Source organism: Chelatococcus asaccharovorans, from assembly GCF_003201475.1.
GTDB lineage: Bacteria > Pseudomonadota > Alphaproteobacteria > Rhizobiales > Beijerinckiaceae > Chelatococcus > Chelatococcus asaccharovorans.
In genome coordinates this window covers 300,949-314,529 of record NZ_QJJK01000004.1, presented here as the reverse complement: position 1 = coordinate 314,529, position 13,581 = coordinate 300,949, and the positions used below count along the sequence as shown (strand labels likewise).

The 13,581-nt window shown below is 64.5% G+C and carries 11 protein-coding genes; 5 read left to right on the top strand and 6 right to left on the bottom strand.

What is annotated here, in order from left to right; translation table 11 throughout:
- Positions 1–13: 13 nt before the first annotated feature.
- The 3 genes from C7450_RS11390 (at position 14) to C7450_RS11380 (ending at position 3,838) form a co-directional block, all read left to right on the top strand.
- Positions 14–2,410: a DUF3772 domain-containing protein gene (locus tag C7450_RS11390; RefSeq protein ID WP_110374563.1), complete on the top strand. Its 2,397-nt coding sequence runs from the start codon at positions 14–16 to the stop codon at positions 2,408–2,410.
- Positions 2,411–2,468: 58 nt separating this feature from the next.
- On the top strand, positions 2,469–2,978 hold the full coding sequence (locus C7450_RS11385; RefSeq protein WP_342588505.1) for a CAP domain-containing protein: 510 nt from the start codon (positions 2,469–2,471) through the stop codon (positions 2,976–2,978).
- 281 nt (positions 2,979–3,259) lie between these two features.
- Positions 3,260–3,838: an HPF/RaiA family ribosome-associated protein gene (locus C7450_RS11380; RefSeq protein ID WP_110374724.1), complete on the top strand. Its 579-nt coding sequence runs from the start codon at positions 3,260–3,262 to the stop codon at positions 3,836–3,838.
- Between the two features lie 365 nt (positions 3,839–4,203).
- Here the strand turns inward: C7450_RS11380 and kce are convergent, their stop codons facing one another.
- Both kce and C7450_RS11370 read right to left on the bottom strand, forming a co-directional pair.
- A complete protein-coding gene (kce, locus tag C7450_RS11375; RefSeq protein ID WP_110374562.1) occupies positions 4,204–5,136 on the bottom strand; it encodes a 3,5-dioxohexanoate:acetyl-CoA acetone transferase in 933 nt (310 codons plus the stop codon).
- Positions 5,137–5,153: 17 nt separating this feature from the next.
- Positions 5,154–6,083, bottom strand: a complete 930-nt coding sequence (locus tag C7450_RS11370) for a 3-hydroxyacyl-CoA dehydrogenase (RefSeq protein ID WP_342588509.1) — start codon at positions 6,081–6,083, stop codon at positions 5,154–5,156.
- Between the two features lie 178 nt (positions 6,084–6,261).
- On the opposite strand from C7450_RS11370, the gene C7450_RS11365 reads away from it, so the two are divergent.
- Together C7450_RS11365 and C7450_RS11360 are read left to right on the top strand one after the other, a co-directional pair.
- Positions 6,262–7,023, top strand: a complete 762-nt coding sequence (locus C7450_RS11365; RefSeq protein WP_110374560.1) for a GntR family transcriptional regulator — start codon at positions 6,262–6,264, stop codon at positions 7,021–7,023.
- Positions 7,007–7,786 carry an SDR family oxidoreductase gene (locus C7450_RS11360; protein ID WP_110374559.1) on the top strand — a complete coding sequence of 260 codons (780 nt, stop codon included), beginning with the start codon at positions 7,007–7,009 and terminating at the stop codon, positions 7,784–7,786. The genes C7450_RS11365 and C7450_RS11360 overlap by 17 nt, the downstream gene beginning before the upstream one ends.
- A 158-nt stretch (positions 7,787–7,944) precedes the next feature.
- Here C7450_RS11360 and C7450_RS11355 read toward each other — a convergent pair whose 3' ends face one another.
- From C7450_RS11355 to C7450_RS11340, 4 genes are all read right to left on the bottom strand, one after another.
- The gene (locus C7450_RS11355) at positions 7,945–9,054 is read right to left on the bottom strand and encodes a hypothetical protein (protein WP_110374558.1); all 1,110 of its coding nucleotides are present in this window, start codon (positions 9,052–9,054) and stop codon (positions 7,945–7,947) included.
- Positions 9,055–9,148: 94 nt separating this feature from the next.
- The gene (locus tag C7450_RS11350) at positions 9,149–9,769 is read right to left on the bottom strand and encodes an Isoquinoline 1-oxidoreductase subunit (RefSeq protein WP_110374557.1); all 621 of its coding nucleotides are present in this window, start codon (positions 9,767–9,769) and stop codon (positions 9,149–9,151) included.
- The gene (locus C7450_RS11345; RefSeq protein ID WP_110374556.1) at positions 9,766–10,335 is read right to left on the bottom strand and encodes a (2Fe-2S)-binding protein; all 570 of its coding nucleotides are present in this window, start codon (positions 10,333–10,335) and stop codon (positions 9,766–9,768) included. The genes C7450_RS11350 and C7450_RS11345 overlap by 4 nt, the downstream gene beginning before the upstream one ends.
- Positions 10,332–13,094, bottom strand: a complete 2,763-nt coding sequence (locus tag C7450_RS11340) for a xanthine dehydrogenase family protein molybdopterin-binding subunit (RefSeq protein ID WP_110374555.1) — start codon at positions 13,092–13,094, stop codon at positions 10,332–10,334. Before C7450_RS11340 ends, C7450_RS11345 begins: the two co-directional genes overlap by 4 nt.
- Positions 13,095–13,581 lie beyond the last annotated feature (487 nt).

The window sequence follows — 13,581 nt, the reverse complement described above, 5'->3', positions numbered from 1 at the left end:
GAGCTCTTCACGCATGCGTCTGTCCAGTTCGTTGTCGTTGGCGCCGCGCCTGATCATGGTCTTCTGCATTGGCCTCCTTCTAGCGGGCCTCGGCAGTGTCGTCGTGGCGGGCTCTGTGCAGGCACAGGCGCCATCTCCGGCAGCGCCCGCCCAGCAGGCTGAAAGCGCCCAATCGCGGCTTGAACAGGCCAAGCTGCAGCTGGACCATATCGAGGCCGCGCTCACCCGTCAGGATCTCTCCGACGGCACATTGGTCGACCTGCGCAACACGCTGGAGCCGATATCAACCCTGATCACCGCGCTTCAGGTGGAGCTGCGCCCGCGCGTAGAGGCTCTGAAGGCCCGCCTGGCACAGCTCGGCCCGCCGCCTGCGGCCGTAGCCGGCGCCACAGCCCCTCCGGTCGACGAGAATCGCGAGGAGCGCGAGGCCCAGATTGCCGGGCTTGCCCGCGTGGAGGGCCTCGTTGCGGCGGCCAATGCCTTACAGGTGCAGGCCACGCAGTTGCGCGCCAGCATCGCCGACGCGCGGCGCAAGCAGCTCAGTGGTCGCGTCCTTGCCAGAACCCCGGGGATCTTCAGCCCGACGCTATGGAGCGAAGCGCTGGCCGCCATGCCCACCGACTTGCGCGCCTTGCGTATGCTGGCGCAAGACTGGGGAAGCATCGTCCGCGCGCGCGTGCAGGACGGTCGTATCGCGGCGCTGGTCCTGCCGCTCCTTGTCGGTATCGGCATGTTCGTTCTGCGGCAATGGCTTATCCCGCATCTGACGCGCCGTGATCCGGAAGCGACCGATGTCTCGCAGCGCAAGCGTGTTCTGGTCGCGATCGGCATCGCGGTGGGCCGAACCCTGACCGTCGCGATCACGCTCGGCCTGATGTTTGTGGCGATGGACAGCATCGGGCTCCTCCCGGGGCGGATCAAGGATCTCGCGCAGGCCCTGTTGCTGGCGTTCATATTCGTTGCCAGCGCGCGGGCGCTTGCCGATGCGTGTTTCGCGCCGAACCTGCCGTCCTGGCGCCTGTTCGGCATGCAGGAAACAACCGCGCGCCAGCTCGTGATTTTCATCGCCACGATCGCGGGCCTCATGCTCGCGGAAGTCGCGGTCGAGGCGCTGCTTGTGGCCACGAGCGCCAGCCTGCCCAGCGCGATCCTCGTCAAATGCCTGTTCCTCATCGCGATCGCCATCGCGACGCTGGCGGCTTTGCACAGCCTCCGCAGCCCGGACGAGGAGGAGGAATGCGCGCTCGGCCCCTATGTCGCGCCCAACCGATCTGCGGGCGTGCTCAAGATTGCCGGCTGGACCGCGATCACGGTCGTCGTGTTCGCCGTGGCGATCGGCTATGTCGCGCTCGCAAGCTTCATCGTGCGGCAGCTCATATGGGCTGCCCTGGTCGCCGCCATCATCTATCTGGCGATACAGCTCGTTGCGGTCACCATCGGCGCAATCCCGCGTGACAAACACATGGCCTCCGCCATTCACGCGAATATCGGCGTCAGCCGCCGCTCGCTGGAGCAATTCAGCGTGCTGGTGGCGGGGCTCATCAACGTCACCTTGGTGCTGCTCGGCTTCCTGATGGTGCTCGCGCCCTTCGGCGTCGAATCAAACGACATCATACCCGCCGCGCGCCAAGCACTTGTCGGCTTCACCATCGGCGAGGTGACCATCTCCCTGTCGGCGATCATGATCGCCGTACTGACCTTCGTCCTGATCCTCGGAGCCGTTCGGGCCATACAGCGCTGGCTGTCCAGCACCTTTCTGCCCACGACGGAACTCGAGTCCGGCATTCGCAACTCGATCACCACCGCGCTCGGCTATCTCGGCTTCTTCATCGCCGCGATGGTCGCCTTGTCGCAACTGGGCCTCAGCCTCTCGAATGTCGCCATAGTCGCCGGCGCGCTCAGCGTCGGTATCGGCCTCGGGCTCCAGTCGATCGTCAACAATTTCGTATCCGGCCTCATCCTGCTCTGGGAGCGCAGCATCCGGGTCGGCGACTGGGTGGTCATCGGCGCGGACCAGGGCCATGTCCGGCGTATCAGTGTGCGCGCCACCGAAATCGAGACCTTCGACCGGGCGGCCGTCATCGTGCCGAATTCCAATCTTGTTTCGGGCGTCGTGAAGAACTGGGTGCATAACGGCCGTTCAGGCCGCTTCACCATCAAGGTCGGGGTGAGCTACACCGCGGACGCCGACGAGATCCGCGATCTCCTCCTGTCGCTGGCTGCAGGCCATGCCGAAGTGCTGCGTGATCCGCCGCCGCGGGTGTTTCTCACGGACTTCGGCGAAAAAGCGGTCAATTTCGACCTGCACGGCTTCGTCGCCGACGTGGGGACTGGGGGTCGCATCAAGAGCGAGATCAGCTTCAAGATCCTCCGCGAACTCAAAGCGCGCGACGCGTTGCCGCCGCGCTGAATCGCAAGAATGCCTTCCGGCAAGAATGCTTTAACGAATGGACGTGAGGGTGGAAGCCATGATGCGATCCCTCCTGCCCGCCGGTGCCGCGCTCTGCGCCATTGCCGTCCTCGCTGCCTGCAGCACGGATGCGCCTCGCCCCTCATCCCCCGCCCGGCCGGTCTTCTATCAGTCGCTGGCCTCGCCTTCCGCCAGCGTGGACGCGGCCATGGCCGCCGAGATGATCTCAGCCTATCGGGGCAACAAAGGGTTGCTGCCGCTCACCGTCGATCCCGGCCTCGTCGCACGGGCTCAAGCGGCCGCCGATTCCATGGCCCGGGCCGACCGCCCGGCATCCGGCGAGGCACTCAGCAAGCAATTGGCCATGAAGGGGCTGAATTCACCCGGCGTCAACCTGTCGGCTGGCTACCACACCCTCGCGGAGGCCTTCTCGGGTTGGCGCGATTCACCCGCGCATAACCGGGTCATGCTGTCGCCGCAGGCGACCCGCCTCGGCATCGCGACGGCCTATGCGCCCGGCTCGAAATACAAGGTCTACTGGGCGCTCATCGTCGCCGGGCCCTCGTGACCATACTCTCTGGCGTGGCTTCCGGGGGTGCCAGGGATTAGGTCAGGTTTTTTCCCGCGCCGGGCGCCCAGCACGTTGCGAACGGCCCGGCAGACCCCAAATGGATAATAGGGCGGACAGTTTGAAGGAGGATCAGGCCAGCCCAGCCAACGACCACAGTTTCACCGCACGCCGATTCCAGGGTGTCCGTGCTTCACAGCGACAAGGAGACGGTTTCAGCTCTTGACGTATGTGCCGGTTGTGCAAGCTTTGACATGTAGACAGAACAGGGGATGCAGACCATGCAAACACCGCTGCAGATCACTTTCAAGGATACCGAGACATCCGAATCACTCGATCGGTTCATCCGCGAACGCGTTGATCGTCTGGAGCGTTTTCACCCCCATATCATCGCCTGCCGCGTCGTGATCGAAGTGCCCCACCGCGGTTCGGGCAGTGGCAAGACCCCGCTTGCCATCAATCTTGAAGTCGACGTCCCCGGCCGCACGCTGGTCGCCAAGCGCAGCGACGAGATGAAGGAGATGAAGGAAGATCGCACGGCGATCGTCACCCGCGCCTTCGACGCCATCCGCCGCCAGCTCGAGGAAGATGCGCAGGTCCGTCGCAAGCAAGTCAAAGCCCATGACAGCGGTGCCGAAACCGGCAAGATCAGCCGGCTCTTCCCGGATCGCGATTACGGCTTCGTCGAAGTGGTCGGCAGCCCCCAGCTCTATTTCAGCCGTAGCGCCGTCGCATCAGGCGCTTTCGAAGATCTTGAAGTTGGCATGATGGTGCATGTCACCCGCGCCGCGGGTGAAGGTCCCATGGGGCCGCAAGCCAGCACCGTACGCCGCTTCGCCGGTGAAACCGCACCGGCCTGACGGAGCTTTGGCAAACCGGCCTGACACAGCGCACTTGTAACGCGAAGTGGTGTCCAGCTCTGGATGCCGCTTTGGTGCGTGACGGGGCGGCCTAGCTCATTCGGTGACCAAAGCCGGGACGCTGGAGCATGCCGATTTTATACGGAACCACCGTGTCATTCCGGGGCGGGCCGAAAGGCCCGAGCCCGGAACCCATGAACACCACGCTCAACCGGGGAGGCACAGTCCGATGCGCCTTCATCTCGGACCGCGTGTTCATGGATTCCGGGCTCCTCGCTGACGCGAGGCCCCGGAATGACGGCGGGATTTCCTCCAAACACAGCATGCTCAAGCCGGGATGCGGCGAATAGCAGCCGCCTACCGCTCTAGAAGCCAACCGCCGATGCCCCCTTCAAGGATAGGATGTTCCGCGCCTCGTCGGGAGTGGCTACGCGCAGTCCCAGCCCCTCGATGATCTGGCGCACCAGCGTGACCTGCTCCGCGCTCGACTTGGCCGGCCGGCCCGGCCCCGCCCACAGCGAATCCTCCAGACCCACACGGACATTGGCGCCCATGGCGGCCGCCTGCGCCGCGATGCGCAACTGGCTGGCGCCCGCCCCCAGAACCGACCAGCGATAGTCCTTGCCGAACAATCGATCGGCCGTCCTTTTCATATGGATGACATCCTCCGGGTGGGTGCCGATGCCACCCAGGATGCCGAAGACCGACTGCACGAAGAACGGCGGCTTGACGAGGCCGCGACCGGCGAAATGCGCGAGGTTGTACAGATGAGAGATATCGTAGCATTCGAACTCGAAGCGCGTTTCGTTCGCATAGCAGGCTGACAAGATATATTCGATATCCTGGAACGTGTTCCTGAAGACGACGTCACGCGTCGATTCGAGATGCCGCCGCTCCCACTCAAACTTGAATTCGGGGTACTTCTCGACGAGCGGGAACAGCCCGAAGTTCATGGACCCCATATTCAGCGAGGCAACTTCCGGCCGGAGTTCGGCAGCCGGCTTGACGCGCTCCTCCAGCTTCATATGCGGGCTGCCGCCCGAGGTGAGGTTGATCACGGCATTGGTGGCCTGCCGGATCCGCGGCAGGAAGCGCATGAAGGCTTCGACAGATTGATCCGGGCGCCCGTCTTCGGGGTTGCGCGCATGCAGATGCAAGATCGCGGCTCCCGCTTCGACCGCGCCGAGCGAATCGGCGATGATCTCATCGGGCGTCACGGGCAGATAGGGCGACATGGTCGGCGTATGAATGCCGCCGGTGACCGCGCAGGTAATGATAACTGGCTCTTTGTCAGACAAGGGTCCGCTCCTCAGGCTTATAGACCAGACGCGCGGCGCCTGTGCGCGGCGAGCGCCATGAGCTGCCGATCACGCCAGATCTGGCGTTTCCTGAGATCCTCCTGTGGCAAGTGCCGGCGGCGCTCGGCCTCGATCGTGTCGAGCACCGGCCCGGACCAGTCGGCACTGTCACGCATGGTCTCCGTCATGCCGCGATACATGGCCTGATAGCGCGCGACATAGTCGCGAATGCCGTCCGGCGCGTTGAGATCGATGGTCTCGAAGGGCCCCATGAAGGACCAGCGCAAGGCGAGCCCGTCACGCATGCAGGCATCCACATCGGCCGCGCTGGCATAGCCGTCGGCGACGAGGCGAAATGCCTCGTCCAGCACGGCCGCCTGCAGGCGGTTCAGCACGAAACCGTCAATCTCCCGCCGGACATGCACCGGGCTCTGGCCGATGTGGCGCATCAAGGCCTCGGTCCGGGCGATGGTGTCGCCATCGGTCCACGGCGCCGGCACGATTTCAACGAGGGGAATGAGATGCGGCGGGTTGACCGGATGGGCGACGATGCAGCGCTGGCGGCCGGGCAGATCAGCCGTGAAGGCTGACGGGAGCAAGGCGGAGGTCGAACTCGCGATCACCGCCGTCTTGGGCGCCAAGGCGTCGAGTTGCGCAAACAGATCGATCTTCAGATCGAGCCGCTCAGGCGCGTTCTCCTGCACATGCTCCGCGTCCGACACCGCATCGGCCAGGCTGGCCGACAGATCGATCCGGTCAAGGACATCTTCAGGCGCGCTGCCGTTCAACAGGCCGAACCGGTCGAGATCCGGGAGCATGTGCGCAATGAAGTCGCGCGCGGCTTGTGCAGATCCAGGCACCGGATCCCACAGGGACACCCGATGGCCTGCGCGCGCGAAACAGACCGACCATGCGCGACCGATGAACCCCGTCCCGATGATCCCCACTGAGCCCAAAGCCAGTTCCTCCCCAGCTTGCCTCGTCAGCTTTTGCGCAAAGTTCGCCTGACATCCGGCTCGCGGTCAAGGGCAATCGTGATCTGTGATCACAATTTTCGAGATGCGTCGCCGCTCGCATCCGCGCTATGGTGGCCGGGTAAAAAGCCTCATTCCAGGGAGAGACGGGGTGATCGCGGACCTCGGTCCCATCGACAGCGCAACGATCCAGACGCAGGTCTACCAGCGGCTGCGCGAAGCGCTGTTCAACGGAGCCTTGCTGCCCGGAGACAGCGTGACGATCCGCGCGCTGGCGACGCGGCTCGGGACGAGCCCGATGCCCGTTCGTGAAGCCCTGCAACGGCTTGTCGCCGAAAAAGCCCTGATCCAGTTGCCGAACCGCACGTTCCGGGTCACGCCGTTCACGACCGAGATGTTCATCGAGCTCATGCGCGTCCGCATGACGGTTGAGGGGATGGCCGCGGCTGAAGCGGCGCGGCGCTTCTCGTCGCGCGTGGAGCGCCGGCTCGCACAGCATAACGCGGCTATGATCCGCGCGATTGAAAGAGGTCAAGCCGACGCGGTGATGAGGGCCAACCGGCGCTTTCATTTCGAACTCTATCAGGCCGCGGACATGCCGCAGTTGCTCGACATCATCAATGGCCTGTGGCTACGCGCGGGCCCTTATCTGATGAATGCTCACCGAAGCCTTGACGATCCCACGATCTTCTTCCGGTCGGGCGTTCTCTTCCACGAGAGGATCATGGCGGCCTGCGCCGCCCGTTCCCCGAAGAGAGCGGCCAGGGCCATCGCCGGCGACATCTGGCATTCAGCACGCTTCTTCCGCAGGAACGTGGGGAAGATCAATGCACCCTATCCGCCGGAGAGGGAGCCCCGCACGAGCACCGCCGTGACTTCAGAAGAGGGAGGGCATCATGAATCTGTCAGGTAAAACGGCAATAATAACGGCCGGCGCGGGCGGTATTGGGCTCGCCATCGCCAAGCGTTTTTCAGAACTCGGCGCCAGTCTCTGCCTTTGCGACATTTCCGAGGAGGCGATTGCCGAGGCCAGAACGGCCCTGCCGGATGCGCTCATCCTGCGGGCGGACGTCGCGAACTCATCCGATGTCGCCGCGGTCTTTGCCGCGTTCCAAGACCGTCACGAAAGGCTGGATATACTTGTCAACAATGCGGGGATATCCGGGCCGACCCGGGCCGTCGAACATATTACCGACGATGAATGGCTCGAGACGATCAACGTGAATGTCTCGGGCATGTTTTACACGTCGCGGGCGGCGGTCCCCATGTTCCGCGCGGCCGGCGGCGGCTCTATCATCAACATGTCCTCCGTGGCCGGCCGGATCGGAATGCCGCTGCGCGTCCCCTATTCGGTCTCGAAATATGCGGTGCGGGGGCTGACCGACGTGCTCGCCGTGGAGCTCGGGGAGATCGGCGTTCGGGTGAATGCCATTCTGCCGGGGCTGGTCGACGGTCCCCGCGGACGACGTGTCATCGCCGAGCAGGCGGCCGCGCGTGGACTGGACGTCGCGGACTATGAACCCGTCATCCTGCACAATATCTCGCTACACAGCATGGTGCAGATGCAGGAGATCGCCGACATGGCGGCATTTCTCGCATCGGATTTGGCGCCGCACATCTCCGGGCAATCCATCGGCGTCTGCGGCAATTTCGAGAGCTACCGCGCCCCGCGTTGAGGCAACAGTTGCGCGCGGTCACCGACCTTTCCAGACATCGGAGACCATTCCCTCGATACGGGCGAGCCGTTTACCGGCGCAAGAGGCTCTCAACCCGTCCTGCCGACAGAATGGATGCGCCGCCCGACCCGCCCGAAGGCGAGCCGCACGGCGGCTGTTCAGGGCAGATCAGCCAGCGAGGCCGGTCCGGGACCGGGGGTGATCAGCGTCGGCCACTGATGTGAACCGAACGGCACCTTCGGCGGCAGATGGGTCGCGAGGCCGCGCGCCTTTGTCTCGGCCACGATGCTGTCACGCGCGTCGCCGCCCATCAGCTCGTAATCCATCAAGTAGCGGCTGCCGAAGAACGTCTCGCCCACCGTCCGGTCGGCGATGATACGCGTAAGCGATTCAAGCATGTCCTGCGGGGTCGATGTAAAGGAGACGGTCTCGATCAGGATCAACCGTGAATTGATGTCTTCGGGCGCGAAGAACTGGGCCAGAACGCTGTAAAGGACGTTGTTCTGGCGCGCGACATAGATCGTGTTGCTGGCGGCATAGACCTTGTTCCAGTCATCGCCCAGCTCTTTCTTCCAATCCGTCAGCACGCCCATCCAGTGCTTCACCTGCGTGTCGGCGGCCCAGCGGATGTTGAGCTTGAGGCGGTTCTTCTGGTTCGCCGCAAACGCCTGAACGTCGGCGAAGCTGACGACCTTGCCGTCGGCGACCTTGTCGATGAAGGCGATATTCTCCGCGATCAGCTCGCGATTATTGGCCCGCCATTCCTCGGGCATGCTGGTCTTGTCGAGACTGTCCAGCGCCGCCTTCAGCCGCACCCGATAGGCGAGAATGGAGGGCTGGAAGGAGCCATCGTCCTGCTTGCCGATATGCGGGCCCACCACGACACCGAGAGCCATCACGCTGTGGCCGACCGACTTCAGAAGCTGATAGACATCGGGTACCTGCGGCGCTTCAAGCGGAGGCTTACCCGGCCGATAGAGGACGAACCGGCCCCCGGTGCCGGAAAACAACCCGAGGATGACCGGGTGTTGCGAGAGGATGCTGGCCTGCACCAGCTTGCTGGCATCGCCATAGAGCTGGAACATGCCGTTGTTGAGGGCGATGACGTTCTGCTTGGCGGTCTCGGCGGCGTCGGGGATCTTGGCGCCCACGATCACGTCCATATAGCCGGGCAGGCCCGGCTGGCTCTGCGCCATCGCAGATCCACCCCCGGCACCGCAGAGCAGTGCCGACAGCACCGCCCCGTAGAGTATCTTCGCGCATGTCATCGGCGTTCCCTCAGCAGGTCATTCTGATAAGCTATTAGGATATTTAAAAATATTCTCCGCGACGCGCCCCATCGCGGGCCAGTCGCCCCAGGGTTTACGGACAGGCAGCGCCGCTCTTTACCCAGGCCTCGACGAGGGCCTTCGCCTCCTTCTGGGTGCCGGGAGCCGGGGTGCGCCCGACGCCCGGCGACCACGCCCAGCCGACAAGGCCGTCGTCGCCGATGTGATGCACGATGTCGGCGACCGACATGCCGCCGTTACGCGCGGGGTCCTTCATCTGCACGCAGATTTCGCCCAGCGTCTTGCCCTCCCACACCATCTCGCGCGGGGCCATGGCCCAGGGGTCGTGGCCCGGCATGCGGGCGGGATCGAAATTGCCTTTCTGGTGACAGGTCGCGCAGCGCATGGCCGGCAGGCCCATGCCGTCGGCACCGCGGAACACCGGCGGCTGGTGCGGACGCTGGCTGTCACCCTGCCGCGGCCGATCGCCGGCGGAATGGCAGTTCATGCAACGCGGGCTCATCAGCACCTTGCCGATCTCGCCGAACAGCGCCGCGGAGCGCGCGCGCTCGTCAGCGATGGTCGCAAAGCTGTCCGGCGAGGCGAGCGTGTTCGCCGGCGCGCCGCTGACGGAATGGGCCGCGACGAAGCCGGCGGCCAGGCTTATCGCCGCAGTGGCGAAAAGATGGATCGACATGCGTGAGAGGGAGATCATCGCCGATCCCCCTTGGCGGCAGGCGCTGCCCCGCCCGTCATGCCGGCCTCGGCCTGGAGATAGCGCGCGGCATCAGCAAGGATCACGTCGCGGACGGCCTGATGATAGCGCACATAGCCGGTGCAACGGCACAGATGCCCGTCGAGCGCCTCGAGGATGGTCTGCTCCAGGTCGGCGCGCGGGATGGGCTCGGCCGCAAGCCGCTCCAGCAGCACCTGCCCTTCATTCAGAAAGCCGGCCGTGCAATAGCCGCATTGGAACGAGAAATGCTCAATGAAGGCGGTCTGCAGTGGGGTGAGCACGCCGCCCTGCGCATGGCCCTCCACCGTGCGGATGTGCTTGCCGTTGAAATTGATCGCCGGCACGACGCAGGTCGGGTTGGTATAGCTCGTGCCGCCCGGCTCATCGATGATGACGACACAGCTCAGGCACTGGGCGGCGCCGCAGCCGAACTTGGTGCCCGTCATGCCGAGCACCTCGCGCAGGAAGTCGTTCATCGACAGGTCGTCGCGCACCTCGACGGGGCCGTGCGCACGGCCGTTGATGGTCAGGGACAAGGCCGTCACGTCAGTACCCTCTTCAGCATATCCGGCGTGACAGGCAGCGACTGGAAGCGGTGGCCGGTCGCGTCATGGATCGCGTTCAGCAAGGCTGGCACGATGGGGATCATGACCACCTCAGCCATGCCTTTCGGCGGCTCCTTGGGTGACACAGGGGGCAGCACCTCGATCTCCAGCTTATGGAGCGGCAGATCCGAGGCGCGGGCGACGACATAGTCGCCGAGGTTCCAGCGGCCGTTGCCGGGACCGTCCTCGAAGGGCGGCAGGGTTTCGAGCAGCGTATAGCCTACGCCCATGGCAAATCCGCCCTGCGCCTGCCCCTCGACCAGCTCGGGCACGAGGACCTCGCCGCATTCGAACACGCTGTAGGCGTCGGTGATGCGCACCAGGCCGCTCGCCGGGGTGATCTCGATTCGGACTGCCGTACCACAGGAGGATGTGAAGGCGGTGCCGATGCGGTTGTAATCCGTTGGCGGGAAGAAGACGAAGCTGCGGTCGAGCACCGTGAAGGCGCCGGCGCCGCGACGCACCGCCAGCGCGTCGATATCCGCCGCCCAATTCATGCCGCCGAGCGGGAAAGCCGCCTGCGCCCAGGCCCAGCGCGAGAAGGCATGCGCCATCGCGCCCGTGACGTCACCGCGCTGGTGCGCCCTGGCGGCTACAGCGGCCTGGGCGAGTGGCGGGAGGCCTGAGAGAATGAGCTCATTGGCCTGCCAGAAAGCCTCCTCGAACAGGAACTCGCGCGGATCCCCGGGCTTGATGCCCCACAGCTCCAGCGCCGCCGGCCACATCCCAAAACGGAAGACGATACGCGCGGCCTGCGCCGCCGCCTGGGTCCCGACATGCGCGCCGATGGAGGCGCTGGTCGCCGAAGAAATCTCCGGCACCCAGCGTGGATTTTTGGCCGCCGCATCCTGCTCGGCCTGGGTCATCGTATAGGGATCGCCCGACGTGACGAGGCCGAGCTCATCGAACGTGTTGATCCGCGCCACATTCACGCTGTCGGCTGTTCGCCCGAGGATTGCGGCGACGCGCCGGGCGATGGAGGTGCCGATGCCATTGCCCATCTCGACGGCGTCGGCATGGATCGTGATGGCGCCATCCGGAGCGATCTCCACCCGCCCGAGCGAGCAATCCGCGCCGGTGCCGTAATCCTTGGTGCAGCAGGCAACGCCTGTGCCCACGAGCACGCCCCTGGCCGCGGCCTTCCGTGCGCCGCGATCGCGCCAGATGGGATGGGCGGCCAGCTTGTCCAGGATCTCCGGCGTGCGCACCGAAACGGTCCACGGATTGCCCGTCATGGCCCGGCCACCGGTCTTGAGGAGATTCCGCCGCCGAAGCTCGATCGGGTCAATCTTCAGTTCGCGCGCCGCCTCATCGATCAGCACCTCAAGCGCGGTCATGGTCTGCAGCGTGCCATAGCCGCGCATCGAGCCGGCGGCCACCCCGCGCGTGTGTTCCGCGACCGTCGTGACGTCCACTTTCGGGATGTCGTAGATGCCGATCGCCGCCGTCGCGCCGACGACAGCGACGCTCGCGGAATAATTGGCGAGGCCGCCACCGTCGAGAACATGGTCGGCCGCAAAAGCCATCATCTTGCCGGTCGTGCGGTCGATGGCGATCTGCGAGCGCATCTGGAACGCGTGCCGTTTGACACCGCCCTGGAACTGCTGAAAGCGGTCATGGGCCAGGCGAACGGGATGGTTGGGCAGGAACAGCGCAGCAAGCGCGACATAGAGCGGAAAGGGCGTGTGGTCGCGCCCGCCGAACCCGCCGCCGATCGACGTGAAACGCGCATGGATCCTGGCGGGTTTGAAGCCCGGCTGCGCCTCCCCCAGGAGAAAGGCGATGGCACTGGCGATCTCGAACGGCGACTGCACGCCGAGCAGGATGTCCAGCGTCTGCGAACCCGGCTCAAACCAGGCGAGCCCGCTTTCCGGCTCGAGAAACATCGGGTCGATCGATTGCGTCTCAAAGGTTCGGTCGAGCACGACCATGTCCGGCGCTGGCGTCGCAAGGGATTGGCGGATCTCCTCGCCGAAGGTCGCGCCTTTGGCATAGTCTCCGCCCTGGGCCACGGGAAGCGGCTTCCAGAGCGGCCGGCCGGAACTCTCCATGAAGCCGGGGCTCACCCAGCCTTCCTGCACCGGAGAGTAGAGATCGGGCGCATCCGGTGTCGCGCCGGCGACCCGGGTGAAGCGGAGCGCGGCATAGTTCGGCTGTTTGATCGGCCCGGTCTCGACGCCGAACCTCAAGAGATTACCGTTGCGGAAAGCGGTCCGCGCCCTGTCATAGGCATCGAAGCTGGTGAACAGGAGAAGCGCCACAGGCTGCCCGAGATAAAGCGGTGTCTGGCCTCTCGGGCAGAACAGATCGCCCGCATAGAAGGGCGGAACCTTCACGCCCGCCTTGGCGAGGTCTTCCGCGGTGACCACCACCGCCGGTCGGGAGGCGGCATCGAGCGCGGACAGGTCGATCCCATCGTAGATATGTGTGGCATCGGGCGTGCGGACGAGCAGCGCATGCGCCGTCTCCGCCGGCCAGCCGGGCATGTCCGCCGCACGGAAATCGGAGGGATAGAGCTTGGCGCCCGTGACCTTGGCGACACCGTCGACCCGGCCCTTCGCCGGGGACCGCGGCACCCCGCCCGACAGGCCTTGCCCATCGGCGAAACCCGGCGTTTGCGCACCCGCATACCGGCTCATGCTGAGCACAATGCCGCTGACCGTGCCCCATTTGAGAAACTCGCGCCGCGACGGCTGCATGGTTTCGAAATCCTGGTGGAGTGCATCAACGTGGTAAAACGGTCAGCGTTCCACGCAATGAAACGCCGAATGTCTATTCTTCGGCTCGACCAAATTGAGCGAAGAAAAACATTTGGAACGGTCGACCAAGCATTATTCCGCTTCGGCAAGCCGCCATGGGACTTCAACTCCGCGCCCATCTCGCGGTCGTCGCTCGAGCGCGTTTCGATCTGATTGCATCAGATCGGCGCCCTAACCTCTTTTATTTCAAGCATAATCTTATCGATCCTCGTTTCACTCCGGTCGGATTATGCTCTAGAGCAAATCCGACTTGAATGAAATCCGCCGATGCCATCCAAGTCTGTGAATTTGCTGGCCTATTTCAAGGCGGCGCAAGTCCGCGAAAGGCGGACTTACAGTAGGATGGAATCAGCTTATCAGTGAGTTTATATGTACCATATTCTATTCACTGCCCCCCGCATCGAATCCGAACTGTGCTTATAGTTAT